We start from the raw sequence: 23,969 nt of genomic DNA, 5'->3' as shown, positions 1-23,969 counted from the left end.
AGAAGGGCCGGCGCCGGCAGGAAGCATGCCGGCGCCGGGGCAGACATCAGCCTTACTGGCTGGACTTCTCGAAGCGACGCAACAGGGCATTGCCCCGTTGCACGGCGGCGTCCAGCGCCTGCTGCGGGGCCTGCTTGCCGGTCCAGACGCCTTCCAGCTCCTCATCGATCACCGCGCGGATCTGCGGCATGTTGCCCAGACGCAGGCCCTTGGTGAAGGCCAGTGGCGGCTTGTTCAGCATCTGCCGGGTGGCGATGTCGGCCCCCGGGTTCTTGGTGTAGAAGCCCTGCTCGCGGGTCAGGTCGTAGGCCGCCTTGGTGATCGGCAGGTAGCCGGTCTGCTGGTGCCACTCGGCCGCGATCTCCGGCTGCGCCAGGAAGGCGAGAAATTCGGCCACGCCGCGCTTCACCGCCGCGTCCTGGCCCTTGAACACCCAGAGGCTGGCCCCACCGATGATGGCGTTCTGCGGCGCGCCCTTGAGGTCGCCGTCGTAGGGCATCACGGCCACGCCGAAATCGAACTTGGCATAGTGGCGAATGTTGGCCAGGGAGCCGGACGAGGTGGTGAGCAGGCCGCAGTCACCGTTGTAGAACTTCTCGGTGGGTTCGTCCTTGCGCCCGACATAGGTGAAATCACCCTTCTTGCCCATCTCCTGCAACAGGGCGATGTGCTTGACCTGGGACGCCTTGTTGAATTCCAGCACGGCGTCGGTACCCAGGTAGCCGTTGTCGCGGCTGGCGAACGGCAAGCCGTTCCAGGCACTGAAGTTTTCCAACTGGACCCAGCTCTGCCAGCCACTGGTGTAGCCGCATTTCATGCCGGCGGCGCGCAATTTGGCGCTGTCCTCTGCCAGCTCCTGCCAGGTCCTGGGCGGCGACTGCGGGTCGAGGCCGGCCTTCGTGAAGGCGTCCTTGTTGTAGTAGAGCACCGGCGTCGAGCTGTTGAAGGGCTGCGACAGCAGCTGCCCGGTCTTGCCATCGCTGTAGTAGCTGGCGACGGTAGGCACGAAGCGCGACTCGTCGAAGGCCAGGCCGGCATCCTTGAACACCTGGTAGACCGGCTCGATGGCGTTGGACGCCATCATGGTCGCCGTGCCCACCTCGTAGACCTGCAGGAGGGCCGGTGGCTTGCCGGTACGGAAGGCGGCGATCCCGGCGGCCAGGTTCTGCTCGTAGTTGCCCTTGTACACCGGCTGCACCTGGAACTCCGGGTGCGCCTGGTTGAATCGCTGGGCCAGGGAATCGACTTCCTTGCCGAGCTCCGCATCCATCGAATGCCAAAAGGGAATGGGCGTCGCCGCCAGTGCCTGACCGCTGCTCATCAGCCCGAGAACCAATCCCAACGTCATACCGCGAAGCGAAGCCTGCATGTCTGTGCGCCCTTGCCGATGGTTTAGAAGCAGGAAGCGCGAAATCACGCCTCCCCTCGTTCGCAAGGCAACATGCCAGGGCAAGATGACAGCAAGGCTACAGCGGAGGCACTAGCCGAATCGCAAGGAAACGCCTGATACAGAGGGGTTCAGATCCGAAAATCCTCGGCGATCAGCCCGGCCAGGTGAGCGCAGGCGGGGCTGCGTTCGCCCGGTGGCGAGGCCAAGCGCAATTCGTGCACCGGCAGCCTGGGGAAGCCTTCTTCCGGCGACAATTCGCGCATCGGCGGGGTCATGCGCGCCTGGTCGGTGATGGCCACCGCCTGACCCAGTTCGACCGCGGCCTCCAGCGCTGAAGAGGCGGCGCTGGTCACCACCGCGTGCCAGCGACGACCCTGGCCGGTCAGCAGGTCAATGCCCAGTTCGCGATAGCTACAACCTTCGCCGTGCAAGGCCAGCGGCACGCTGACATCCGGACTCGGATGCAGCCCTGGGCCGGCGACCCACACCGGCTGGGTGTGGGCGAACATCTGGCCGTCCGCCCGGTCGCTGCGGGGCGGCCCGACCAGCAGCGCCAGGTCCAGCAGTCCCTGGCCGAGCCAGCGGCGGAGTTGGCTGCTGTTGCCGGTCAGCACCTCCAGCACGATTCCCGGGTGCTCGCCCTGCAACCGCGGCAGCACCGCCTTGAGCAAGCGGGCCGCATAGTCTTCGGCCACGCCCAGGCGCACCTCGCCCACCACTGGCTGACCGGTGAGACCCGCGAGGATACGGTCGTGGGCCTGCAGCAGGTCGGCGGTCTCCAGCAGCACGCGGCGCCCGAGCGGGGTCAGGGTCACGGCCTGGTTGTCGCGCTCGAACAGCCGGCCGCCGGTCTGCTCTTCCAACCGACGAATCTGGCTGCTCACCGCCGAGGGGCTGCGGTTGAGCTGCAGCGAGGCGGCGCGGAACTGCCCCAACCGGACGATGGTGTGGAAGGTACGCAGGACGTCGATGTCGAGGGGAGCCGGCATGATGCACCTTTATCGAATCATATCTGCTGTTAATGTCGTTTGAGTGTATTACCAGTCTGGCCCAGGCTCAAGGCATCCCGTCCCCAGGAGCCTGGCCATGACCCGCGCCCTTTCTTCCCCTCTGCTACGTCAATTCGCCCTGGTACTGTGCTGGAGCGCTGGCTTCGTCGGCTATCGCTATGCCGCGGACCAGGCCCCTACCCTGCTGGTGACTTTCTGGCGTCTGCTGCTGGCCGCCGCGCTGCTGCTGCCCTTCGCCTGGGCCGACGTGCGGCGCCTGCCGCTGAAAGTCATCGGCCAGCAGGCGGTCATTGGAGTGCTCGCTTTCGCCGGCGCGGCGGCGCCAGCGGCCAAGGCCATCGAACTGGGCGTCTCGCCTGGGCTGGCGGCGCTGCTTTCGGATCTTTCGCCGCTGCTGGTGGCTCTGGGTTGCTGCCTGCTGCCTGGCCAGCGCACCAATGGACGCCAGTGGCTCGGACTGGGCTTGGGGCTGGCGGGGGTGTTGCTCGCCACCGGGGCAGGACTGGGTTTGGGCGTGGCACCGCGCTGGGCCTATGCCCTGCCACTAGGCGGCGCCCTGGCGCTGGCCCTGGCGACCCTGGTACAGAGTCGCCTGCCCCCCAGTCGCCTGGCCCTGCGGACCCAGCTGTTCATCCAGCTCGCGGCCAGCAGCCTGGTAATGCTGGGAGTGGCTGGGGTGGAAGGTCCCCTGACACCTCCGCTGACCCTCGGCTTCGCGCTGGCGGTACTCTGGCTGTTGATCCCTACCCTGCTCGGCTTCGGCCTCTACTGGCTATGCCTGCGCCAGGGCAGCCCCCAGGCAGTGAGCGGCGCCCTCTACCTCAGTCCGCCGGTAGCCTTGCTGTGGGCCTGGGCCTGCTTCGACGAGCCCCTGGCGCCGGGCATGCTGCTCGGCCTGCTGTTCGCCCTGGCGGGGTTGCTCTGTTTGAATGCGGCGGAGCGCACTGGCCGACTGGAGCCTGCAATAGACAGATGACGGCATCGCCGCGCCGTATGCGGCGTCACCCTTCTCCACCTATAAAGACAGCTCAGGGTGCATCAGCAGGGCCTTTGCAAGCCAGTATGACCCTTCATGCCGGCCCAGACCTTGCTTCCACCCTGGGCAGGCACGGGGCAGAAGCTGTGACTGGAAAGCGTGATGCTGACAGCCGTCAGCATCACCACGCGCCTCGTTCATCGCGAGGCGCGCGCCGGATCAGGCCTTGTCGTCGGCTTGGTCGTCGTCATCCTTGAGCGCAGGCTTCTTGCCTGGTTGTGGCGCGTGCTCGGCATCGGGCGCGATGTCCTCGCCATGATGCTTCTTCTCTTGTTGCACTTTCTTGTCGTGGGCGACGTTACGGGGATCGGTCATGGGATTTCCTTGGCTTGAAAGTCATTCGGACACCCATCGACGCATCATGCGGGCAGTGTTGCACCGGGGTGATGATTCGATCCTGACCGCGCGCGGCCGTTCACCGTGCGCGACGAAGAGGCCCGACCATTCAGGTCCTTTGCCGCAAGGATTGTCGCCGCCCGTACGACGTGCCTAGTACTTGAGTCGCCGTTCCTTGGAGGGCGGATAGCCGAAGTAGGCCGAATATCTCTTGCTGAAGTGCGTGACCGAGGTGAAGCCGCAGGCGACCGCCACCTCCAGTACCGACAGCCTGGAATGCTGCAGCAGGCGACGGCCCTCGGTGATGCGCAGTTCCAGGTAGTAGCGCATGGGCGCGGTGTCGAGCTGCTCGCGGAACAGCCGCTCGACCTGACGCCGCGAGCGGCCGGCGTAGTCGCACAGCTGCTCGATGGTCAGGGGCTCCTCGATGTTGGCTTCCATCAGGGTCACCACCTCGCGCAGCGGCGGCGTCATCTGCACCTTGAGGGTGGGATTGACCTGGCGGAAGCGCGATTCCTCGAAGGCCAGGATATTGACCAGGCCATCGGCCAGGGCGCTCCCGCACTGGGCACCGATCCATTCGAGGAACAGGTGGAAGGCGCCACTGGGGCTGGCGGCGGTCAGCCGGTCGCGATCCAGTACATGGCTTTCCGCCGAGGTCTTGCAGCCACGCACCCGCTCGCTGAAGGCGCTGCGGTGCTCGGGATGGATGGCGCAGCGATAGCCGTCCAGCATCCCGGCCTGGCCCAGTTGCCAGGCGCCGTTCCACAGGCCACAGAGGGTCACCTGCTGCTTGGCCGCGCGCACCAGCAGCGCCTTGAGTCGCGGATCCAGCTCCAGGGGCGTTCGCAGCCCGCCACAAACCACCAGCAGATCGAAGCGGGCATTCTCCGCGGCGCGGTAGTCGCCATCCGGGCGGATGACGATGCCCAGGTCGCTGAGCACCTCGGCGCCGGTCGGGCTGTAGGTCTGGGTAGCGAAGGTGCCGGCGGCGAGCAGGTTTGCAGTGACCAGGGTATCCAGCGCCTGGGTAAAGGACGGCAGGGAGAAATGGTCGAGCAGGATGAACCCCACCAGCCGGGAAAACTCCGGCCGCGGCCGCGTCGACTGTAGCTGCAGGTAGTTCTTGCCCTGGATACCGCTACCAAAGGTTCTTGAATCGATCACGCTGTGCTGCCTTCTCCGACCTTGGGCTCATGCTAGCCGAAGCTCAGCCTGGCGATGATCGGACTGCGACAGCTTCGCACCGACGACCGCCATCCCACCTGACGCCCTTAGCCTGCTAAGCTTCGCCGCTTTTTTGCCACCTGCCCGTGCAGGTCGCCGCAGGCGGTGGGTGCACCGCCCTGCACCCCATGACCGAGAATGGCCGCCAGAGCCAACGTCCGGCCCCTTCAACTGCCAGCTGGAAATTCCATGTCCACCGCCTCTCCGAGTCTGCAGCGCCGGCTCAAGCCCCGTCACCTCAACATGATCGCCATCGGCGGCTCCATCGGCACCGGGCTGTTCGTCGCCTCAGGCGCCACCGTGGCCACCGCTGGTCCCGGCGGCGCCCTGGCGGCCTATGCGCTGATCGGTTTGATGGTCTACTTCCTCATGACCAGCCTCGGCGAAATGGCCGCCTACCAGCCGGTGTCGGGTTCCTTCTCCATCTACGGCAGTCGCTTCGTCGAGGACGGCTTCGGCTTCGCCCTAGGCTGGAACTACTGGTACAACTGGGCGGTGACCATCGCCGCCGAACTGGTGGCGGCGCAGTTGGTGATGGGCTTCTGGTTTCCCGAGGTGCCGGGGCTCATCTGGAGCGCGCTGTTCCTCGCACTGATGTTCCTGCTCAATGCGGTGTCGGTACGCGGCTTCGGCGAGAGCGAATTCTGGTTCGCGCTGATCAAGGTGGCCACCGTGGTGGTCTTCATCGGCCTGGGCCTGGCTGCCATCCTCGGCATCTTCAGCGGCATCGAACCGCCGGGGCTTTCCGTGTTCACCCAGGGCGAGGCGCCCTTCGTCGGCGGCCTGCAGGCCATGGTCGGGGTGGCCATGATCGCCGGCTTCTCCTTCCAGGGCACCGAGCTGATCGGCATCGCCGCCGGTGAATCGGAGAATCCGCGCAAGAACGTGCCCATCGCCATCCGCCAGGTGTTCTGGCGCATCCTGATGTTCTATGTGCTAGCGATCTTCGTCATCGGCATGCTGATTCCCTACACCGATCCGCGCCTCTTGCAGAACGATGCCACCGATGTTTCCGTCTCGCCGTTCACCCTGCTGTTCGAGCGCGCCGGCCTGGCCTTCGCCGCCAGCCTGATGAACGCGGTGATCCTCTCGGCGGTGCTCTCCGCCGGCACCTCGGGCATGTACGCCTCGACCCGGATGCTGCACAGCCTGGCCGAACAGGGCAAGGCGCCGCGGCTGTTCGCCCGCGTCTCGCGCAATGGCGTGCCGCGCAATGCCCTGCTGGCCACCACCGCGGTGGGCGCCCTGTGCTTCTTTACCTCCCTGGTCGGCGACAAGGCCCTCTATGGCTGGTTGCTCAACACCTCGGGCATGTGCGGCTTCATCGCCTGGCTGGGCATCGCCGTCTCCCACTATCGCTTCCGCCAGGGCTACCTGGCCCAGGGTCGCCGCCTGGAAGATCTGCCCTACCGCGCCAAGCTGTTCCCCTTCGGGCCGCTGCTGGCCTTCGCCCTCTGCCTGGTGATCACCCTGGGGCAGAACTATGCCGCCCTGTTCGGGCCGAACGGCGTCGACTGGCTAGGCCTGGCCGCCACCTACATCAGCCTGCCGCTGTTTCTCGCCGTCTGGCTGGGCTACCGCTTCAAGCACCGCAGCCGCCTGGTTAAGCTCAAGGACATGGACGTCAGTCCGAGCGGGGACTGAGCGACCGCCAGCGGGACCTGCCGGCTGCGCCCGGCGGGTCCCGTGCTAGCATCCTGACCTTTCCGGTCGACTCGCCAGCGCTGCCATGGGCAACACCCTCGCCTCCCAACTGATCCCCGAGATCCTTACCTACATCGCCTCGCACCAGCTGGCGGTGGGCACGCGACTACCCGAGCGCACCCTGGCCGAGCGGCTGCGCGTCTCCCGCTCGCCGGTGCGCAGCGCCCTGCAGCAGATGGCCGACCAGTCCCTGCTGGCGCGCCATCCCGAAGGCGGCTTCGCCGTGGCCGCCGCGGCCCTGGACGCCACGCCCCAGGCGCGCGAAGAGGTGTCCGCCAGCGAGCGCCTGTACCTGACCATCGCCCGCGACCGGATCGAGGGCGAACTGCCGCTGAAGGTCACGGAAAACGAGCTGATCCGCCGCTACCAGGTCACCCGTGGGCAACTGGCCGACATCTTGAGGCGCATCGTCCAGGAAGGCTGGGCCGAGCGCCTGCCGGGCTATGGCTGGAGTTTCGTCGAAGGCCTCACCTCGCCCGACGCCTACGCCCAGAGCTATGCCTTCCGCCTGCTGATCGAACCCGCCGGCATCCGCGACGCCGGCTTCACCCTAGATGCCGGTGAATTGCGGCGCTGCCGCGATGAGCAGGCGCTGCTGGCCGCGGGCCGGGTGTTCGAGGCCTCGCCCGCGGAAATCTTCGACGCCAACACCCGCCTGCACGAGACCATCGCCCGCTGCTCGGGCAATGCCTTCATCCTCGATGCGCTGCGCCGTCTCAATCGCCTGCGCCGGCTGATCGAGTACCAGAAGTCGGTGGATCGCCAGCAGGCCCAGCGCCGTTGCCAGGAACATCTGCAGCTGATTGATCTGCTGCTGGAGGGCCGCCGCGAGGACGCGGCAGCCTTCATGACCCTGCATCTCGGCAACGCGCTGCAGGAAAAGCTGACGGCGCCCGCGAGCTGAGCCTGAGGCGCCAAGGGCCTGCCCGCCAGGACGCTGGGGCGTTAGACTGGTGGACTTTTCCCGTCACCCGAGTCCGCCATGCCGATCCGTCACGCCATCGTCCATCTGATCGACAAGAAGCCCGACGGCCAGCCCGCGACCCTGCACGCGCGGGACGCCACCCTTACCGATTCCCAGGCCATCGAGAACCTGCTGGCCGATCTCAACGACAGCTACAACGCCAAGCCCAACAAGGCCTGGGGCCTGTTCCACGAGGAATCCGGCGCCTACCCCTTCAGCGGCTGGCTCACCGCCTACCTGGAAGGCGAGCAGGATTTCGTCGCTTTCAGTCGCCAGGCGGTGGAGCACCTCAAGAGCCTCATGGAGAGCAGCAACCTCTCCACCGGCGGCCATGTGCTGTTCGCCCAGTACCAGCAGGGCATGACCGACTACCTGACCATCGCCCTGCTGCACCACAGCGAGGGGGTGACCGTCACCGAGAGCCTGGAGGTGGCCCCCGCCAAGCACCTGGACCTGGGCCAGCTGCACCTGGCGGCGCGCATCAACCTCTCGGAATGGCGCAACAACAAGCAGTCGCGTCAGTACATCTCCTTTATCCGCGGCAAGGGCGGCAAGAAGGTCTCGGACTACTTCCGCGACTTCATCGGCTGCCAGGAAGGCGTCGACGCCAAGGGCGAGACCCGCACCCTGCTCAAGGCCTTCAGTGACTACGTGGAAAGCGAGGACCTGCCCGAGGAAGCCGCCAAGGAAAAGACCGATACCCTGGTGGACTACGCCAGCAGCCAGGCCAAGCGCGGCGAGCCCATGGCCCTGGACGCCCTTTCCGAGCTGATGGACGACCAGGCCCCGCGTGCCTTCTACGACTACATCCGCAACAAGGACTATGGCCTGGCTCCGGAGATCCCGGCGGACAAGCGCACCCTCAATCAATTCCGCCGCTTCACCGGCCGCGCCGAAGGGCTGTCGATCAGCTTCGAAGCGCACCTCCTGGGTTCGCGTATCGAATACGACGAAGGCCAGGACCTGCTGATCATTCGCGAGGTGCCCAGCCAGCTCAAGGACCAGCTCAAGCGGCGCAATGACTAACCTAAGCGCAGCGAGCACGGTCATCGGCGAATGACCGTCGAGCCTCCTGGACACCTGGGGTTGCAAACGCGATCACCGATCGGGCGCCCCCGGCTGGACAGCGGCCGGCCAAAGGGGGCACAAGATGTCCCTTCTTTTCCTTATCTGCCGAAAAAGTCGAAACCATGAGCCAGTACCCCTTCGAACGCCGCATCGTCATCACCCTGCAATCGAACAATGAATTGACGCTCGACGCCGCCCTCGACCAGGCCGTGTCGCGCATCAAGCAGGGTGAGACCCACGGTGGCGACGAAGGCCTGGCCACCGCCTACAGCTTCCATGTGGATACCGTGGCCGAAGGCCCCTCTGGCCCGGTGGACCTGGGCGAATACCTGGGCCGCCCGGCGACCAAGGCCGAGCAGAGCGTGGTGGACGCCGGCGTGGTACCGCGCTTCCGCCTCGGCCAGACGGTGGCGGTGCAGGTCGGCAATGGCGAACCCAAGCCCAGCAGCATCCAGGAAGTACGCCTCTTCCCCCAGGTGGAAGGCCCCTGCTGGCTGTACCTGGTGGAAGAGCGCGTCCATCGCGACTACCTGCCGGCGAAGAAACTGCGGGCGATCTGAGCGACGACACGATGTTGGGCTTCGCTGGCGCTCAACCCAACCTACCGACCCGTAGGTTGGGCTGAGACGGTTTCATCGTCGAAACCCAACAGCCAGACCTGAGCGCCACGATGTTGGGCTTCGCTGGCGCTCAGCCCAACCTACCAAGATCCCGTAGGTTGGGTTGAGACGGCTTCATCGTCGAAGCCCAACGGGCAGGCCTGAGCCCAAAACAGCCCCACTCAACCGAACGCGGCGATCTGGCGATAGAGCGACAGCGCCGGCGCGGCTGTCGTGCCGGTCATCTGGGTGAGGATACTGCCATCCAGCGCGGTGTTTGCCCCTGCGTCCTGATTGTCCGCCGGCAGCACCGTCCACTGGGGTGCACCATCGGCACCGGTGCTGATGTTGAAGGTCGGCGCCGACAGCTGGGCGGTTTCCTGAGCGGCAGCGGTCGCCACGCCGCCAGGGCTGAGGCCGTCGATGAGCTGGCTGCTCAACTGATTGGGTTGCCAATCCGGCATGCCGGGATTCAGCGTACCGAGGATGCCGGCATCTTCCGTGGCGGCGGGAGCCCAGTTCCAGGACGCGGCACCCTGACCCTGCGGGGAGAGCCCGGAGAAGGCCACGTTGGCCGCATCGGTACCCCACTGCGCGCCTTCGAAATAGGCGAGCTGACGTTCAGCCGAAGTGAAGGTGCCCGAATCGTCGCTGGCGATACGCGTCAGGCTGTCGCTGTCCAGGTTGGCGAAGGGATCCTGGGTGGAGGCGTCGGCATAGCGACTGTCGTCATGGTAATAGCTTACCAGCAGGTGATTGGCCGCCTGCTTCGCCAACTGGATACGGTCGGGACTGGCCCCCTCGGGCATCTCGCCGAGCACGGCGGCGTCGGTACCCTGGCTGCGGATCTGTTGCTGGAGGATCTGCATGAAGCTGTCGAGATCGCTGTTACCGTTCGACTGGCCCGGCAGCAGCCTGGCAATGAGCTGGGCGGCGGGCGACAGGTCCACCGCGACATCGGTGCCGGCTGGGGCTCCCCCCGCGCTGGCGGAATCGGCGGCGGGTGCACGCTGATTGCCGGTAGCGCTCGGATTGGCAGGCTGAGTCCCTGTCGTTGCCGTCGAAGTTTGGCTGTCGATCGCCCTCATGGTCGTGCCCTCCGGCCGCCCAGGCGGCCCGCCTCAGCATCTTTATGCCATACCCGTCTTAGGTTTTACTTAAGGCCGGGGCAAGGACCGGAGACGCGATGCGGGAAAGCAGCAGGCGGCAGGCGCTAGTCCCGCCGCTCCCAGACCTCGCAGGCATAGGCGGGACGATCGTCCTCGGCCGCATGCTCCTGCCGCGAGACGAGCTGCCAGTCGCTCTCCTGCCATGGGGGAAAGAAGACATCGCCTTGCGGCGCCAGGGCGACTCGGGTCAGGTAGAGGCGCTGCGCCTGGGGCAGGGCGTCGGCGAACAGCTGAGCGCCACCGATCAGCATGATCTCGGCTGCCTGGTGCTCAAGGGCCCAGGCCTCGGCGCGCTCGACCGCCGCCGCCAGCGAGGTGCGGACCTCGGCACCTTCGGCCACCAGATCAGTCTGACGGGAGACCACCAGATTCAGCCGTCCCGGTAGCGGGCGACCAAGGGAGTCCCAGGTCTTGCGACCCATGACCAACGGCTTGCCGAGGGTCACGGCCTTGAAATATTTGAGCTCCGCCGGCAGGTGCCAGGGGAGACGATTGTCGATGCCGATGACGCCGTTATCAGCTACGGCAACGATCAGGCTAAGGGGGAGAGAAGTTTTCATGGTGACAGAGCATAACAGAGGCGTTAACAGCAGGGACGCCAGGGACTATCCTCGGCGTATTTGCCGCAAGGGCGTCCCCGCGTGACCGCACCCCCTTCTCCCGCCTTCGAAGATCTCTGGCTGACCGAAGCCCTGCGCCTGACCGAGGAAGACAGTGGCCCCCTGGAAGACGCCGAGGCCAATCGCCAGGCACGAGCGGCCGGTGGTGCCTTCGAGACGCGCCTGGTGACCCGCGCCCGGCTGCTCGGCCAGCGTGACGGTCTGCTGGCCGCACGGCGCCGCTGGCGCCAGGGCGCGGTGCTGGCCGCCTGGCTGCTCGGCATCGTGGCGCTGTTCTGTGGCGCCGGCCTCGCCGCTGGCGCCCTGGGTGACGGCAGTCGCCCGGTCAATGTGTTCTGGGCGCTGGGCAGTCTGCTCGGTCTCAATCTGCTGAGCCTCGCGGTCTGGGCCCTTGGCCTGCTGGGGGGCGGACGGCAGCTGGCCTCGCCGCTGGCGCGGCTCTGGCTGTGGCTATCCGGTCGCCTGGCGCGCGATGCCCGGGCCCTGCACCTGGGGCCGGCACTGGTCGGCCTGCTCGGCCGCGCCCGCCTGCTGCCCTGGGCCTTGGGCGGCCTGGTCCATGGCCTCTGGCTACTGATCCTCGGCAGTGCCCTGGCGACCTTGCTGGCGCTGCTCTCCGGGCGCAGCTACCTGTTCGTCTGGGAGACCACCCTGCTCGGCAGTGACACCTTCGTGTTCCTGACCCAGGTGCTGGGCGCCCTGCCCCACCTGCTGGGTTTTCCCCTGCCCGATCCGGCCAGCATCGCCGCCAGTGGTGATGCGGCCAGCCCCCTGGCCGCCGCACGCCAGGCCTGGGCTGGCTGGCTGCTCGGGGTGGTGCTGGTCTATGGCCTGCTGCCACGCCTGCTGCTGACCCTGCTCTGCCTGTGGCGCTGGCAGCGCGGCCGCCAGCGGCTGCGCCTGGACGTGGAGCGCCCTGGCTATCTGCAACTGCGTGAACGCCTGCTGCCCACCAGCGAACGCCTGGGCGTGAACGACGCCGCCCCCGCGCACCTGCCCCAGCAGGACGCCGGCGGTCTCACCCGCACCGGCGACGAGGCGCTGCTGGTAGGCATCGAGCTCAGCGACCATACCTGGCCGCCGCCGCTGCCCGAGGGCGTGCGAGACGCCGGCGTCCTCGACGACGGTCAAGGGCGGCGCCACCTGCTCGAACAGCTGACCCGCTATCCGGCCCGCCGCCTGCTGATCGCCTGCGATCCCCGCCGCTCACCGGATCGCGGTACCCTGACGCTGCTGGCAGAACTGTCGCGCTGCGCCACGGCGACCCGCATCTGGCTGCTGCCCGCGCCCCTGGGTAGCAAGCTCGATCCCATCCGCCTGGATGACTGGCGCCAGGCACTGGACGCCCTGCGTCTGGCACACTGCGAGGGCGATCAAACAGAATTGGCCTGGCTGGAGACGAATCCATGAGCGGCCCCCTGCGCCTGGCGCTGGTTGGCCACACCAATGTCGGCAAGACCTCGCTACTGCGCACCCTGACCCGCGACGTCGACTTCGGCGAGGTCTCCCATCGCCCCAGCACCACCCGTCACGTCGAGGGCGCGCGGCTGTCGGTGGATGGCGAGGCCCTGCTGGAGCTCTACGACACGCCCGGCCTGGAAGACGCCATCGCCCTGCGCGACTACCTGGAGCAACTGGAGCGCCCCGGCGAACGCCTGGACGCCGCCACCCTGCTCGAGCGCTTTCTCGACAGCGTGGAAGCTCGCCAGCGTTTCGAGCAGGAAGCCAAGGTGATCCGCCAGTTGCGCGCCTCCGATGCCGGTCTCTATGTGATCGACGCCCGCGAGCCGGTGCTGGCCAAGTACCGCGACGAGCTGGCGGTGCTGGCCGGCTGCGGCCGGCCGCTGGTGCCGGTACTCAATTTCGTCGCCGCCGAGGGCCACCGCGCCGACGACTGGCGCGCGACCCTGGCCCGCCTCGGCCTGCATGCCCTGGTGCGGTTCGACAGCGTCGCGCCGCCGGCGGACGGCGAAGCCCGTCTCTACGAAAGCCTGGCGACCCTGCTGGAAAGCGGCCGCCCAGCGCTGCAACGGCTGATCGCCGACCATGCCGAACAGGCCCGGCGCCGCCATCAGCAGGGCGTGCGCCTGATCGCCGAACTGCTGGTGGACGCCGCCGCCGCGCGGCGCAGCGTGGCGCCCGGCGAAGCCGAGGTGAGCACCGCGACCGCCGAGTTGCGCGATGCCCTGCGTAGCCGCGAACAACGCTGCGTGGAAGAACTCTTGCGGTTGTTCGGCTTTCGCCCGGGCGATGCCCATGCCAGCGACCTGCCGCTGCTGGACGGGCGCTGGGGCGATGACCTGTTCAATCCGGAGACCCTGCGCCTGCTGGGCATTCGCCTGGGCGGCGGCGTGGCGGCCGGCGCCGCGGCGGGGGTCGGGCTCGACCTGCTCGCCGGTGGCCTGACCCTGGGCGCCGCCACAGTGCTGGGTGCCCTGGCCGGTGGCCTGGCGCAGACCGGCGGCCACTACGGCCGGCGGCTGTTCGGCAAGTTGCGCGGCGGGCGGGAGCTGTCCATCGACGATGCCGTGCTGCGCCTGCTGGCGCTACGGCAGCGTCAGCTGCTGGCGGCGCTGGAAATCCGCGGCCACGCCGCCCAGGGCGCCATCGAAGTGGCCGCGCCTGACGAGCAGCGCTGGCGCGAGGGCAAGCTGCCCGCCGCCGTGCAGGTGGCGCGGGCCCACCCGGAATGGTCGGCGCTCAATCCGCGTCCGCGCCTGCAAGCCGACGACCGCCAGACCCGTATCGACGAGATCGCCGCGGCCCTGGACGCGGACGCCTAGCCACGCTCCACCTCGGTGAGAAAGTCCGCCACCAAGGCCATGCAGGCCTCGCGCTCTTCCACATGGGGCATGTGGCTGGAGTCTTCGAAAATGTGCCAGCGCACGTCCGGTATGAGCCGCTCGAAGGGTTCCACGCAGGCCGGCGTGGCCTCGTCGTGACGCCCGGAGATCAGCAGCGTCGGCACCTGGATCCGCTCCAGCCGCTCGATCACGCTCCAGTCCCTGAGACTGCCGATCACATGGAATTCGGTCGGGCCATTCATGGCGTGATAGACGGTGGGGTCGGCGTCGATGGCGGCGAAGGTACGCGCCACCTCGGCCGGCAGGGGCTGCACCCGGCAGACGTGGCGGGCATAGAAGACCTCGCTGGCGGCGCGGTACTCCGGTGAGGCAGTGGTACCGGCCGCCTCGTGGCGCTCCAGGGTGGCCTGCACCTCGGCTGGCAACTCAGCCCGCAGTCCAGCCGCCGCCGCGCGCCAGAGCGCCATGGAAGCCGGCGAATTGGCGATGATCAGTCCCCTCAGCCCTACTGGCTGGCGTACCCCATGCTCGGCAGCCAGCATCCCGCCCCAGGACTGGCCAAGCAGCACGTACTCGGCGATGCCCAGGTGGCGCAGCAGGTTGTTCAATTCGTCGAGAAACAACGCCACTGTCCAGAATCCCGGATCTATCCCCCGCAGATGGGTGGAGCGGCCATTGCCCAATTGGTCGTAATGCACCACAGGCCAGCCGTGCTCGGCCAGATCCTTGAAGCTGTCGACATAGTCATGGGTGCAGCCAGGACCGCCATGGGCCACCACCAGCGGCAACCGCCCGCTGGCCAGGTCGCCGGTGACCCGGTACCAGGTCTGGTGGCCTTGGAAATCAGCGTAGCCTTCTCGAACCTGCATGGATGCCTTCCTCGTCTGGATGGGAACGGGGTCAGGCTAGCGGGCGGGTGGCAGGGGGATAACTGGGAAAAGTTGTAGGTTTGGGGGGTGAGTTGATTCGCGGAACCAGCAGATTCCCTGCGCGGGATGGTCCTCGTACGGCGGATGATACCTTGACGCTAGACAGCCCCCTCTCCCGCAAGCGGGAGAGGGGGTAATCCGGTGTGCAGGATAAGTTTCCTACGCAAGGACAAACCCCTGCGTAGGGTGGATGACGGCGCAGCCTCCTCCACCGACACATGGAAGGGTCAATGCGACTTGAGCCCCGCCGCCGTCAGCACCAGCCGCAGCACCCAGGCCACCACACCGAGCGCTACCAGGCTGCAAGCCCAGATGCCGGCCATCCAGGCCAGCCGCTGCCAGAGCGGCTTGTTGTCCGCGGGGTTGGGTTCGCGCGAGCGGCCGACCATCAGTGATAGCCCTCCCCCGTCCGGACCTTGCCACGGAACACGTAGTAGCCCCAGAAGGTGTACATCAGGGTAATGGGAATGATGAACAGGGTGCCGATGAGCAGGAACAGCTGGCTCTGCGGCGGCGACGACGCCTCCCAAATGGAAACTGCAGGCGGGATGATGTTCGGCCAGAGGCTGATGCCCAGGCCACTGTAGCCGAGAAAGATCAGCGCCAGGGTGAGCAGGAAGGGCGCATGGTGCGAGTCCTCGCGCAGGATGGCGCGCAGCAGGGCCAGGGTCACCACGCCCACCAGGATCGGCACCGGCAGGAACCAGATCAGGTTGGGCATGCTGAACCAGCGGGCGGAGATGGCCGCCTGGCTCAGCGGCGTCCAGATGCTCACCACCGCGGTGAAGGCCAGCAGCAGGAACAGCAATGGCTTGGTCAGGCGGCGCATGGTGGCCTGCAGCGGGCCTTCGGTCTTCATGATCAGCCAGGTGCTGCCCAGGAGAGCATAGGCGACGATCACGCCCAGGCCGCAGAACATCGAGAAGGGCGTCAGCCAATCCAGCGGCCCGCCGACGTATTGGCGATTCTCCACCGGGAAGCCTTCGATGAAGGCACCCAGGGCCACGCCCTGGCAGAAGCTGGCCAGCAGCGAGCCGAAGATGAAGGACTTGTCCCACAGGGCTTCCTTGCCTTCCTGGACCTTGAAGCGGAACTCGAAGGCCACGCCGCGGAAGATCAGGCCGATCAACATGAAGATCAGCGGCAGGTACAGCGCCGGCAGGATCACCGAGTAGGCCAGCGGGAAGGCGCCATAGAGCCCCGCCCCGCCCAGCACCAGCCAGGTCTCGTTGCCGTCCCAGATGGGCGCCACGGTGTTCATCATGACGTCGCGGTCTTCCTTGCCCTTGACGAAGGGAAAGAGGATGCCGATGCCCAGGTCGAAGCCATCCATGACCACGTACATCATGAGGCCGAAGATGATGATGATCGCCCAGATCAGCGGGAGGTCGATGCCAGGGATGCCGTTCATGTGCGGTCTCCGGTCAGCTGGTCGGTGGGGTTTTCTTCTTCCAGGCCGCCATCGGCGCCGGACAGCGGACGCTTGGGATGGCGATCGGTGCCCGGGCCGCCGGAGGTGGGCAGGTCGCCTTCACCGGTATGCGGACCCTTGCCGATCATGCGCAGGGCATAGAGGGTGCCGATGCCGAACACGGCGAAGTAGACCACCACGAAGGCCACCAGGGTGATGCTCAGCTGGGTGACGCTGTGGTTGGACACCCCGTCCTTGGTGCGCAACAGGCCGTAGACGATCCACGGCTGGCGGCCCACTTCGGTGGTGAACCAGCCGGCCAGCAGGGCGATGAGGCCGACAGGGCCCATGCAGGTGACCAGGCGCAGGAAGCCGCGAGTCTCGAACAGCTTGCCGCGCCAGCGCAGCCAGGCGCTCCACAGGCCAGCGGCGATCATCAGCATGCCCAGGGCGACCATGATGCGGAACGACCAGAACACCACATAGGCCGGCGGCCGGTCTTCCTTGGGGAAGTCCTTGAGCGCCGGGATCGGCTCGGTGAGGCTGTGCTTGAGGATCAGGCTGCCCAGTACCGGGATCTCCAGCTTGAAGCGGGTTTCCTCGCGCTCCATGTCCGGCCAGCCGAACAGGATCAGCGGGGTCGCCTCGCCGGGGGGATTCTCCCAGTGGCCTTCCATCGCGGCGATCTTGGCCGGCTGGTGCTCCAGGGTGTTGAGGCCGTGGGCGTCACCGACGAAGGCCTGGATGGGCGCCACCAGCAGGGCCATCCACATGGCCATGGAAAACATCTTGCGCACGGCCGGGTTGTCGTTGCCGCGCAGCAGGTGCCAGGCCGCCGAGGCGCCGACCAGGAAGGCCACCGACAGGTAGGCGGCGATGGTCATGTGCGCCCAGCGGAAGGGGAACGACGGGTTGAAGATCACCGCCAGCCAGTCCACCGGGACGATGCGCCCGTCGACGATCTCGTAGCCGCTCGGGGTGTGCATCCAGCTGTTGGACGACAGGATCCAGAAGGTCGACATCAGGGTGCCGATGGCCACCATCACCGTCGAGAAGAAGTGCAGGCCGCGGCCCACGCGATTCCAGCCGAACAGCATGACGCCAAGGAAGCCGGCTTCGATGAAGAAGGCGGTGAGCACCTCGTAGGTCAGCAGCGGACCGGTCACGGCGCCGGCATAGTCGGCGAAACCGCTCCAGTTGGTGCCGAACTCATAGGCCATCACCAGACCGGACACCACGCCCATGCCGAAGAAGATCGCGAAGATCTTCAGCCAGAAGTGATACAGATCCTTGTAGACGTGGTTGTCGGTCTTCAGCCAGAGCCCTTCGAGCACGGCGAGAAAGCTCGCGGTACCGATGGACAGCGCCGGGAAGACGATGTGGAAGGACACGGTGAAGGCGAACTGGATCCGGGCGAGATCCAGGGCTTCGAGGCCGAACATAGCTATTCCTCTCAGGCACGCCGGCTGTCGAGGGCAGCCGGTCGAGATGACGCTGACCGAGGTTCGAGCCCCAGGCATCGCCAGCGGTTCTAGCGGGACGCTAAAAAGGTGGCGCGGCTAGCCGATCAGGCGTGCCCGGAAACTGACGTGGATCAACGTCAGGCTTTAGAGTAGACCTCTTGGATACATTTGCTTACGCGGTTCGATGTCGCACTGGGCAGGCTGTCGCACCCCAGGTGCGCTGTTTCAGCCGTCGACCGCGTCATTGCGGCGGGGCTTTTTCGGCCGCAGCGGCGGCATTGCCACTTCTCACCATGCCCTGCCATGAGCCACCGCGGCGCCTAGCCTCGCCAGCGGAGCACCGAACCGCAGAAAATCGCTCGCCCATTTTTTCACGAACGCCTGAACCACCCCGCCAGGTTGTCTGACGATTAGTCTCCAGGTGGCTTAAGATGCCGCCTCTGCCCCCGCGAGCCCCAGCCATGTCCGGCGATACCCTGCAGCTGCGTCACCATCGTCCCTTCGTCGCCTTCTGGTTCGCCCGCGTCTGTACTGCCGGCAGCTTCCAGATGCTGACCGTGGCCATCGGCTGGCACCTCTATTCCCTCACCGGCAACGTACTCGACCTGGGGCTGGTGGGCCTGGTGGAGTTCCTGCCTCGGGTGCTGTTCATGCTGCACACCGGCCATGTCGCCGATCGCTACGATCGCCGCCGGGTCGCGGCCCTCTGCCAGACCGGCCAGGGCCTGATCGCCCTGGTGCTGCTGGTGGGCAGCCTGAACCAGGCGGTGACCCGCGAGCTGATCTTCATCCTGGCCTTCTGCCTGGGCACCGCCCGCGCCTTCGAGCAGCCGACCACCCAGGCGCTGCTGCCCAACATCGTGCCACCGGCGATCTTTCCCCGCGCCATCGCCGCGGCGGCTTCGGCCATGCAGGGCGCCACCATCATCGCGCCCGCCTTGGGTGGCCTGCTCTATGCCCTGGGCGCCGCCTGGGTCTACGGCCCGGCCGTGCTCTTCTATGGCATCGCCATCCTGCTGGTGTCGAGCCTGCCGGCACGGCAGACGCCCAGCCAGAAGGAAAAGCCGACCCTGGACAATCTGCTGGCCGGCATCCGCTTCATCAAGAGTCGCCCGGACGTGCTCGGCGCCATTTCCCTGGATCTGTTCGCCGTGCTGCTGGGCGGCGCCACCGCCCTGCTCCCGGTGTTCGCCGCCGACATCCTGCTCACCGGGCCCTGGGGCCTCGGCCTGTTGCGCTCGGCACCCGCGGTGGGCGCCCTGGGCATGTCCTTCCTGCTCGCCTACGTCAGCCTGAATCGCCACGTCGGGCGCGTCATGTTCGGCTCGGTGGCGCTGTTCGGCGTGGCCACCATCGCCTTCGGGCTATCCACCTCGCTGTGGTTCTCGCTGGGCACCCTGGTGGTGCTGGGTGCCGCCGACATGGTCAGCGTGGTGATCCGCAGCTCTTTCGTCCAGCTGGAGACCCCGGATGCCATGCGCGGCCGGGTCAGCGCGGTCAATGGCCTGTTCATCGGCGCCTCCAATCAGCTCGGCGAATTCGAGTCCGGGGTCACCGCGCACTTCTTCGGCACGGTGCCCGCCGTGGTGCTGGGCGGCGTCGGCACCCTGGTCATCACCGGGGCCTGGATGAAGCTGTTCCCGGGTCTGGCCAAACGCGATCGCCTGCACGAGCCACGCGTCGACAGCTGAGCCGCCCGTCGCCGCCACGGTCGTTCATCCGCCCTGAACGACCGTTCGGCCCAGGGAACATTTATCGCGCAAACCTTAATCGCAGAATGTGATCCATGTCACATACCGATCGAGTCTTGAGGTTTCCATGCGTACCCCCCTTTCCATAGCCGCTCGCCTGAGTCTGGGCTTCGGCCTCATCCTGGTGCTGATGCTGCTGATCACCCTGGTCGGCGTCCAGCGCGTCAACGTCATCGACGACACCCTGACCGCCGTCAGCCAGGGCGCCAGCGTCAAGCAGCGCTATGCCATCAACTTCCGCGGCAGCGTACACGACCGTGCCATCGCCATCCGCGATACGGTGCTGATCCACGACGCCGCCCCCCTGGCCAACCGCCTGGCCGACATCGACCGCCTCAAGGCCTTCTATAGCCAGTCCGCCGCCCCCATGGATCAGCTCTATGCCAGCCAAGGCGCCACCCCCGAGGAGCAGCGCCTGCTCGCGGCCATCAAGGAGATCGAAGGCATCGCCCTGCCCTTGACCGATCGCCTGCTGCAGCTGCGTCAGGCCGGTGATTTCGAAGGCGCCCGGGTGTTCCTGCTCGACCGCGTCTCGCCGGCCTACGTCGAGTGGCTCAAGCGCATCAATGCGCTCATCGATCACGAGGAAGCCATCGCCAGCGGCCATCTGGGCGAGGTCCGCACCATCGCCGGCGGCTTCCGCTGGCTGATGCTGGTGACCTGCGCCATCGCCCTGCTGCTGAGCGTGACCGTCTCCATTCTGCTCATTCGCCAGATGGGTGCGACCCTGGGCGGCGAGCCCCACGCCGTGGCTGCGGCCATTCGCCGGCTGGCCGAGGGCCGCCTGGACGAGCGTCCTGCCACGCGTCACCCGGACAGCGTCATGGGCACCCTGGGCAGCGCCACGGCGCACCTGGGCGAGACCATCGTCCAGGTGCGCAGCACCGCCACTTCGGTCGCCGCGGCTGCCGCCCAGTTGCAGAACACCGCCCAGACCAACCAGCGGCACACCGATGTCCAGTCCAACCAGGCCCAGCACATGGCGGCGGCGGTCACCGAACTGGCCGCCACCATCGGCGAGGTCGCCGGCTACGCCGCTCAGGCCGCCCAGGCCACCGGCAATGCCAGTACCCAGGTGGACGCTGGCAACCAGCTGGTGGCCAGCTCCGGCCAGGCCATCGGCCAGCTGGTGCAGGCCTTGGAGCAGGCCAGCGTGACCGTGCAGCAGGTGTCCAGCGACAGTGCCAGCATCGAGAACATCGTCGCCGTCATCAACGGTATCGCCGAGCAGACCAATCTGCTGGCGCTGAATGCCGCCATCGAAGCCGCCCGTGCCGGCGAACAGGGCCGCGGCTTCGCCGTGGTGGCCGACGAGGTACGTAACCTGGCGACCCGTACCCAGGAGTCGACCCGCGAGATCCGCGGCATGATCGCCACCCTGCAGGAAGGCGCCAGCCGCGCCTCCGCGCAGATGGAAGAAAGCCGCAGCCAGGCCCATGAGACTGCCGAGCTGACCCAGCGCGCGGTCACGGCCCTGGCGGCCATTCGGGCCGACGTTGGCTCGGTCAACGCCATGAATGCCCAGATCGCCACCGCAGCCGCCCAGCAGACCGCGGTGGCCGAAGAGGTCAACGAGAACATCAACCGCATCCACTCGGCCACCCTGGAAACCGCCAGCGGCTCGCAGCAGATCGCCGGGGCCAGCCGTCAACTGGCGGAACTGGCCGAGGATCTGGAGCGCCGCATGAGTCTGTTCCGCACCGCCTAGACCTGAACATCCGGCAACGCTCCCGGGCTGAACCTAGCGGCAAGCGTGACGGTCAGCAGTCAGACACCTTTTCCCGCACAGGAGTCTGGACATGCAGCTTTCCCTAAACGGTCAGGTCGCCCTGGTCACCGGTGGCAGCTCCGGGATCGGCGCCGCCGTCGCCGAAGCCCTGGCCAAGGCCGGTGCCGCCGTCGCCATCAACTACCATTCCAGCGCCGAGCCGGCCGAGGAATTAGCCAAGCGTATCGAGGATGCCGGCGGTCGCGCCATCGCCGTCGGCGGTGACGTCGGCGACGAGGCCGAGGTCCAGGCCCTGTTCGACCAAACCCTGGAAGCCTTCGGCCGGCTGGACATCCTGGTCGCCAATTCCGGCCTGCAAAAGGATGCGGCGGTCGCCGACATGTCGCTCAAGGACTGGAACACGGTGATCAACACCAACCTGACCGGCCAGTTTCTCTGCGCCCGGGCGGCGATCCGACAGTTCCGCAAGCAGGGCCGTGACGAGAACATTTCCCGCGCCCTCGGCAAGATCATTCACATGAGTTCGGTGCACGAGGTCATTCCCTGGGCTGGACACGTCAACTACGCGGCCTCCAAGGGTGGGGTCAATCTGCTGATGCGCAGCCTGGCCCAGGAAGTCGCCGCCGAGGGCATCCGCGTCAACAGCATCGCCCCGGGCGCCATCGCCACCGCCATCAACGAAGAGGTGACCGGTGACGAGGCCAAGGCGCGCGAGCTGCTCAGGCTGATCCCCTACAAGCGGGTCGGCCATGTCGATGATATCGGCAACGTGGCGGTTTTCCTGGCCAGCGACCTGGCCGACTACATCGTCGGGACGACCCTGTTCGTCGACGGCGGCATGTGCCTCTATCCGGGATTCGAAGACAATGGCTGATTCCTCCTCCGTGCACGCCCGCCGCAGTATCGGCGCCCACGGTGTCATCGGCGACCTGCGCACCTGCGCCCTGGTCGCCACCGACGGCACCATCGACCACTTCTGCTGGCCGAATCTGGACAGTCCCTCGGTGTTCGCCTCTCTGCTCGACTCGGAAAAGGCCGGCTACTTCAGCCTGGCGCCGGTCTGGGAGGATGCCCGTGAACAACAGCTCTACCTGCCGGACACCAATATCCTGCAGACCCGCTGGCTTTCGGCGGACGGCGTTGCCGAGGTCACCGACCTGATGCCGGTGTGCAGCAGCGACGACACCAAGCCACGCATCGTGCGCCGCGTGCAGGCGGTGGCCGGAAGCTGCCGTTTCCGCCTCGTCTGCGCTCCGGCCCACGACTATGCCCGGGCCCAGACCCGGGCGCGTCTGGTGGATGGCGGTGCCCTGTTCGAAGCCGACGGCCAGCCGACCCTGCGCCTGGCTTCCAGCGTCACCCTGCAGGTGGAGAACAATATCGCCTACGGTGAATTCGAGCTGGAACAGGGCCAGCAGCTGGACTTCGTCTTTGGCTGCGAAGAGGACGACAAGGTCGTCACCGGGCAGAGCGATCTCTGCTTCGAGGAGACTCACTCCTATTGGACCCGCTGGGCCGCCAAGAGTCATTACCAGGGTCGCTGGCGCGAGATGGTCACCCGTTCCGCCCTGGCGCTGAAGATGCTGACCTCCTGCAAGCACGGCTCCATCGCCGCGGCCGCGACCTTCAGCCTGCCCGAGGCCCTGGGCGGCGAACGCAACTGGGACTACCGCGCCTCCTGGATCCGCGATGCCTCCTTTACCGTCTACGCCTTCATGCGTCTGGGCTACACCCAGGAGGCCAAGGACTTTACCCATTGGGTGGGTCAGTGCGTGGAAAACAGCCACAACGCCCCGGAAAAGCTGCAGATCATGTATCGCCTGGACGGTGGCCTGGATCTGCCCGAGGAAACCCTGGACCACCTGACGGGCTATGCCAATTCCAGTCCGGTGCGCATCGGCAACGAGGCCTACAAGCAGGTCCAGCTGGACATCTATGGCGAGCTGATGGACGCCATCTACCTGTCCAACAAATATGGCGAGGCCATCTCCCATCACGGCTGGAAAGACGTGGTGCGGATGATCGATCACGTCTGCGAGAACTGGAATCAGCCGGATGCCGGTATCTGGGAAATGCGTGGCGATCCCGAGCATTTCCTGCATTCGCGCCTGATGTGCTGGGTAGCCATCGACCGCGCCATGCGGCTGTCGGTCAAGCGCTCGCTGCCCATGCCGTACGAGCGCTGGTACGCTGCCCGCGCCGCCATCCAGGAAGACATCTGGGAAAACTTCTGGAACGCCGAGCTGGGGCACTTCACCTCGACGCGCCATGGCAAGAGCCTGGACGCAGCCCTGCTGCTGATGCCCCTGGTGCGCTTCGTCAGCGCCACCGATCCCATGTGGCTGGCCACCCTGGACGCCATCAAGACCAACCTGGCCTACGACGGCATGATCCGTCGCTACAACCCGGTCGATACCCCGGCGGACAATCTCAAGGGCGAGGAAGGCGCCTTCGTCGCCTGTGCCTTCTGGTACGTCGAGTGCCTGGCCCGCGCCGGCCGGGTCGACGAAGCCCACTTGGAGTTCGAGAAGCTGCTGGGCTATGCCAACCCGCTGGGCCTGTACGCCGAGGAGCTGGACAAGCGCGGCTATCCCCTGGGCAACGTGCCCCAGGCCCTGTCGCACCTGGCCTTGATCAGCACCGCCTTCTTCCTGGATCGCAAACTGAGCGGCCGGGATCCGCAGTGGCAGCCGTAGGTTGATCTGGATCGCGTGCCTGGGTCGCTCCTGAGGTATCCGTAGGAGCGGCCCATGGCCGCG

The 23,969-nt window shown here is 66.8% G+C and carries 21 protein-coding genes and 1 pseudogene; 12 read left to right on the top strand and 10 right to left on the bottom strand.

The genetic code is table 11. The features are described 5' to 3' along the window. Window positions 1-52: 52 nt before the first annotated feature. Together ugpB and ACWPW1_RS05535 are read right to left on the bottom strand one after the other, a co-directional pair. Window positions 53-1,369, bottom strand: a complete 1,317-nt coding sequence (ugpB, locus tag ACWPW1_RS05540) for a sn-glycerol-3-phosphate ABC transporter substrate-binding protein UgpB (RefSeq protein ID WP_454252511.1) — start codon at window positions 1,367-1,369, stop codon at window positions 53-55. 149 nt (window positions 1,370-1,518) lie between these two features. Beyond that, on the bottom strand, window positions 1,519-2,379 hold the full coding sequence (locus tag ACWPW1_RS05535) for a LysR family transcriptional regulator (protein WP_454252510.1): 861 nt from the start codon (window positions 2,377-2,379) through the stop codon (window positions 1,519-1,521). A 97-nt stretch (window positions 2,380-2,476) separates the two neighbouring features. On the opposite strand from ACWPW1_RS05535, the gene ACWPW1_RS05530 reads away from it, so the two are divergent. Further along, window positions 2,477-3,376 (top strand): EamA family transporter, encoded by a 900-nt coding sequence (locus ACWPW1_RS05530; RefSeq protein WP_434775904.1) that lies wholly within the window; start codon window positions 2,477-2,479, stop codon window positions 3,374-3,376. Between the two features lie 219 nt (window positions 3,377-3,595). Here the strand turns inward: ACWPW1_RS05530 and ACWPW1_RS05525 are convergent, their stop codons facing one another. Then, complete coding sequence (locus ACWPW1_RS05525; RefSeq protein WP_156428930.1) at window positions 3,596-3,751, bottom strand: hypothetical protein; 156 nt, start codon at window positions 3,749-3,751, stop codon at window positions 3,596-3,598. 174 nt (window positions 3,752-3,925) lie between these two features. Next, window positions 3,926-4,939: a GlxA family transcriptional regulator gene (locus ACWPW1_RS05520; RefSeq protein WP_271654050.1), complete on the bottom strand. Its 1,014-nt coding sequence runs from the start codon at window positions 4,937-4,939 to the stop codon at window positions 3,926-3,928. Between the two features lie 249 nt (window positions 4,940-5,188). Between ACWPW1_RS05520 and ACWPW1_RS05515 the strand changes: the two genes are divergently transcribed. From ACWPW1_RS05515 to ACWPW1_RS05500, 4 genes are all read left to right on the top strand, one after another. Next, a complete protein-coding gene (locus ACWPW1_RS05515; RefSeq protein ID WP_059313804.1) occupies window positions 5,189-6,643 on the top strand; it encodes an amino acid permease in 1,455 nt (484 codons plus the stop codon). An 85-nt stretch (window positions 6,644-6,728) separates the two neighbouring features. Next, the gene (locus ACWPW1_RS05510) at window positions 6,729-7,607 is read left to right on the top strand and encodes a GntR family transcriptional regulator (RefSeq protein ID WP_434775902.1); all 879 of its coding nucleotides are present in this window, start codon (window positions 6,729-6,731) and stop codon (window positions 7,605-7,607) included. 78 nt (window positions 7,608-7,685) lie between these two features. Continuing rightward, on the top strand, window positions 7,686-8,693 hold the full coding sequence (gene yejK, locus ACWPW1_RS05505) for a nucleoid-associated protein YejK (RefSeq protein ID WP_059313802.1): 1,008 nt from the start codon (window positions 7,686-7,688) through the stop codon (window positions 8,691-8,693). 164 nt (window positions 8,694-8,857) lie between these two features. Then, on the top strand, window positions 8,858-9,295 hold the full coding sequence (locus tag ACWPW1_RS05500; RefSeq protein WP_017640942.1) for a hypothetical protein: 438 nt from the start codon (window positions 8,858-8,860) through the stop codon (window positions 9,293-9,295). A 221-nt stretch (window positions 9,296-9,516) separates the two neighbouring features. Here the strand turns inward: ACWPW1_RS05500 and ACWPW1_RS05495 are convergent, their stop codons facing one another. Both ACWPW1_RS05495 and ACWPW1_RS05490 read right to left on the bottom strand, forming a co-directional pair. Further along, window positions 9,517-10,422 carry a hypothetical protein gene (locus tag ACWPW1_RS05495; RefSeq protein ID WP_454252509.1) on the bottom strand — a complete coding sequence of 302 codons (906 nt, stop codon included), beginning with the start codon at window positions 10,420-10,422 and terminating at the stop codon, window positions 9,517-9,519. Between the two features lie 125 nt (window positions 10,423-10,547). Continuing rightward, entirely contained in the window at window positions 10,548-11,063 is a 516-nt protein-coding gene (locus ACWPW1_RS05490; RefSeq protein WP_064308631.1) for a dihydrofolate reductase, read from the bottom strand. 81 nt (window positions 11,064-11,144) lie between these two features. On the opposite strand from ACWPW1_RS05490, the gene ACWPW1_RS05485 reads away from it, so the two are divergent. Both ACWPW1_RS05485 and ACWPW1_RS05480 read left to right on the top strand, forming a co-directional pair. Continuing rightward, window positions 11,145-12,533, top strand: coding sequence for a DUF2868 domain-containing protein (locus ACWPW1_RS05485; protein WP_434775900.1), 1,389 nt, complete (start codon window positions 11,145-11,147; stop codon window positions 12,531-12,533). After that, window positions 12,530-13,906 carry a GTPase/DUF3482 domain-containing protein gene (locus tag ACWPW1_RS05480; RefSeq protein WP_059313798.1) on the top strand — a complete coding sequence of 459 codons (1,377 nt, stop codon included), beginning with the start codon at window positions 12,530-12,532 and terminating at the stop codon, window positions 13,904-13,906. The genes ACWPW1_RS05485 and ACWPW1_RS05480 overlap by 4 nt, the downstream gene beginning before the upstream one ends. On the opposite strand, the gene ACWPW1_RS05475 is transcribed toward ACWPW1_RS05480, so the two are convergent. The 4 genes from ACWPW1_RS05475 to ACWPW1_RS05460 form a co-directional block, all read right to left on the bottom strand. Further along, window positions 13,903-14,796 (bottom strand): proline iminopeptidase-family hydrolase, encoded by an 894-nt coding sequence (locus ACWPW1_RS05475; RefSeq protein ID WP_454252508.1) that lies wholly within the window; start codon window positions 14,794-14,796, stop codon window positions 13,903-13,905. The two genes, ACWPW1_RS05480 and ACWPW1_RS05475, sit on opposite strands and share 4 nt — an antisense overlap. A gap of 287 nt (window positions 14,797-15,083) precedes the next feature. Beyond that, the gene (locus ACWPW1_RS05470; protein WP_017640936.1) at window positions 15,084-15,245 is read right to left on the bottom strand and encodes a DUF2474 domain-containing protein; all 162 of its coding nucleotides are present in this window, start codon (window positions 15,243-15,245) and stop codon (window positions 15,084-15,086) included. Then, window positions 15,245-16,267 carry a cytochrome d ubiquinol oxidase subunit II gene (gene cydB / locus ACWPW1_RS05465; protein ID WP_059313796.1) on the bottom strand — a complete coding sequence of 341 codons (1,023 nt, stop codon included), beginning with the start codon at window positions 16,265-16,267 and terminating at the stop codon, window positions 15,245-15,247. The genes ACWPW1_RS05470 and cydB overlap by 1 nt, the downstream gene beginning before the upstream one ends. Beyond that, complete coding sequence (locus tag ACWPW1_RS05460) at window positions 16,264-17,709, bottom strand: cytochrome ubiquinol oxidase subunit I (protein ID WP_059313795.1); 1,446 nt, start codon at window positions 17,707-17,709, stop codon at window positions 16,264-16,266. The genes cydB and ACWPW1_RS05460 overlap by 4 nt, the downstream gene beginning before the upstream one ends. A gap of 482 nt (window positions 17,710-18,191) precedes the next feature. Between ACWPW1_RS05460 and ACWPW1_RS05455 the strand changes: the two genes are divergently transcribed. The 5 genes and pseudogenes from ACWPW1_RS05455 (at window position 18,192) to ACWPW1_RS05435 (ending at window position 23,906) form a co-directional block, all read left to right on the top strand. Continuing rightward, window positions 18,192-19,421 carry an MFS transporter gene (locus tag ACWPW1_RS05455; RefSeq protein WP_271655904.1) on the top strand — a complete coding sequence of 410 codons (1,230 nt, stop codon included), beginning with the start codon at window positions 18,192-18,194 and terminating at the stop codon, window positions 19,419-19,421. Between the two features lie 127 nt (window positions 19,422-19,548). Further along, window positions 19,549-20,067: pseudogene (locus tag ACWPW1_RS05450) on the top strand (MCP four helix bundle domain-containing protein); the annotation flags it as partial. A gap of 63 nt (window positions 20,068-20,130) precedes the next feature. Next, complete coding sequence (locus ACWPW1_RS05445; protein ID WP_454253900.1) at window positions 20,131-21,189, top strand: methyl-accepting chemotaxis protein; 1,059 nt, start codon at window positions 20,131-20,133, stop codon at window positions 21,187-21,189. Between the two features lie 91 nt (window positions 21,190-21,280). Beyond that, complete coding sequence (locus ACWPW1_RS05440; RefSeq protein ID WP_454252507.1) at window positions 21,281-22,084, top strand: glucose 1-dehydrogenase; 804 nt, start codon at window positions 21,281-21,283, stop codon at window positions 22,082-22,084. Beyond that, entirely contained in the window at window positions 22,077-23,906 is a 1,830-nt protein-coding gene (locus tag ACWPW1_RS05435; protein WP_059313792.1) for a glycoside hydrolase family 15 protein, read from the top strand. The genes ACWPW1_RS05440 and ACWPW1_RS05435 overlap by 8 nt, the downstream gene beginning before the upstream one ends. The last annotated feature ends 63 nt before the right edge of the window (window positions 23,907-23,969 follow it).

The sequence above is a fragment of the Pseudomonas sp. Marseille-Q7302 genome (assembly GCF_965111925.1).
The sequence above is the reverse complement of the archived record's forward strand: the minus strand, read 5'-3'. Positions and strand labels throughout refer to the sequence as shown.

Excerpts from the sequence above, each read along its gene's own strand:
- cydB (WP_059313796.1), bottom strand. The coding sequence starts at position 16,267 with ATGAACGGCATCCCTGGCATCGACCTCCCGCTGATCTGGGCGATCATC.
- ACWPW1_RS05460 (WP_059313795.1), bottom strand. The coding sequence starts at position 17,709 with ATGTTCGGCCTCGAAGCCCTGGATCTCGCCCGGATCCAGTTCGCCTTC.
- ACWPW1_RS05455 (WP_271655904.1), top strand. The coding sequence starts at position 18,192 with ATGTCCGGCGATACCCTGCAGCTGCGTCACCATCGTCCCTTCGTCGCC.
- ACWPW1_RS05515 (WP_059313804.1), top strand. The coding sequence starts at position 5,189 with ATGTCCACCGCCTCTCCGAGTCTGCAGCGCCGGCTCAAGCCCCGTCAC.
- ACWPW1_RS05495 (WP_454252509.1), bottom strand. The coding sequence starts at position 10,422 with ATGAGGGCGATCGACAGCCAAACTTCGACGGCAACGACAGGGACTCAG.
- ACWPW1_RS05445 (WP_454253900.1), top strand. The coding sequence starts at position 20,131 with ATGCTGGTGACCTGCGCCATCGCCCTGCTGCTGAGCGTGACCGTCTCC.
- ACWPW1_RS05490 (WP_064308631.1), bottom strand. The coding sequence starts at position 11,063 with ATGAAAACTTCTCTCCCCCTTAGCCTGATCGTTGCCGTAGCTGATAAC.
- ACWPW1_RS05475 (WP_454252508.1), bottom strand. The coding sequence starts at position 14,796 with ATGCAGGTTCGAGAAGGCTACGCTGATTTCCAAGGCCACCAGACCTGG.
- ACWPW1_RS05470 (WP_017640936.1), bottom strand. The coding sequence starts at position 15,245 with ATGGTCGGCCGCTCGCGCGAACCCAACCCCGCGGACAACAAGCCGCTC.
- ACWPW1_RS05535 (WP_454252510.1), bottom strand. The coding sequence starts at position 2,379 with ATGCCGGCTCCCCTCGACATCGACGTCCTGCGTACCTTCCACACCATC.
- ACWPW1_RS05500 (WP_017640942.1), top strand. The coding sequence starts at position 8,858 with ATGAGCCAGTACCCCTTCGAACGCCGCATCGTCATCACCCTGCAATCG.
- ACWPW1_RS05440 (WP_454252507.1), top strand. The coding sequence starts at position 21,281 with ATGCAGCTTTCCCTAAACGGTCAGGTCGCCCTGGTCACCGGTGGCAGC.
- ACWPW1_RS05525 (WP_156428930.1), bottom strand. The coding sequence starts at position 3,751 with ATGACCGATCCCCGTAACGTCGCCCACGACAAGAAAGTGCAACAAGAG.
- yejK (WP_059313802.1), top strand. The coding sequence starts at position 7,686 with ATGCCGATCCGTCACGCCATCGTCCATCTGATCGACAAGAAGCCCGAC.
- ACWPW1_RS05510 (WP_434775902.1), top strand. The coding sequence starts at position 6,729 with ATGGGCAACACCCTCGCCTCCCAACTGATCCCCGAGATCCTTACCTAC.
- ACWPW1_RS05480 (WP_059313798.1), top strand. The coding sequence starts at position 12,530 with ATGAGCGGCCCCCTGCGCCTGGCGCTGGTTGGCCACACCAATGTCGGC.
- ACWPW1_RS05435 (WP_059313792.1), top strand. The coding sequence starts at position 22,077 with ATGGCTGATTCCTCCTCCGTGCACGCCCGCCGCAGTATCGGCGCCCAC.
- ugpB (WP_454252511.1), bottom strand. The coding sequence starts at position 1,369 with ATGCAGGCTTCGCTTCGCGGTATGACGTTGGGATTGGTTCTCGGGCTG.
- ACWPW1_RS05530 (WP_434775904.1), top strand. The coding sequence starts at position 2,477 with ATGACCCGCGCCCTTTCTTCCCCTCTGCTACGTCAATTCGCCCTGGTA.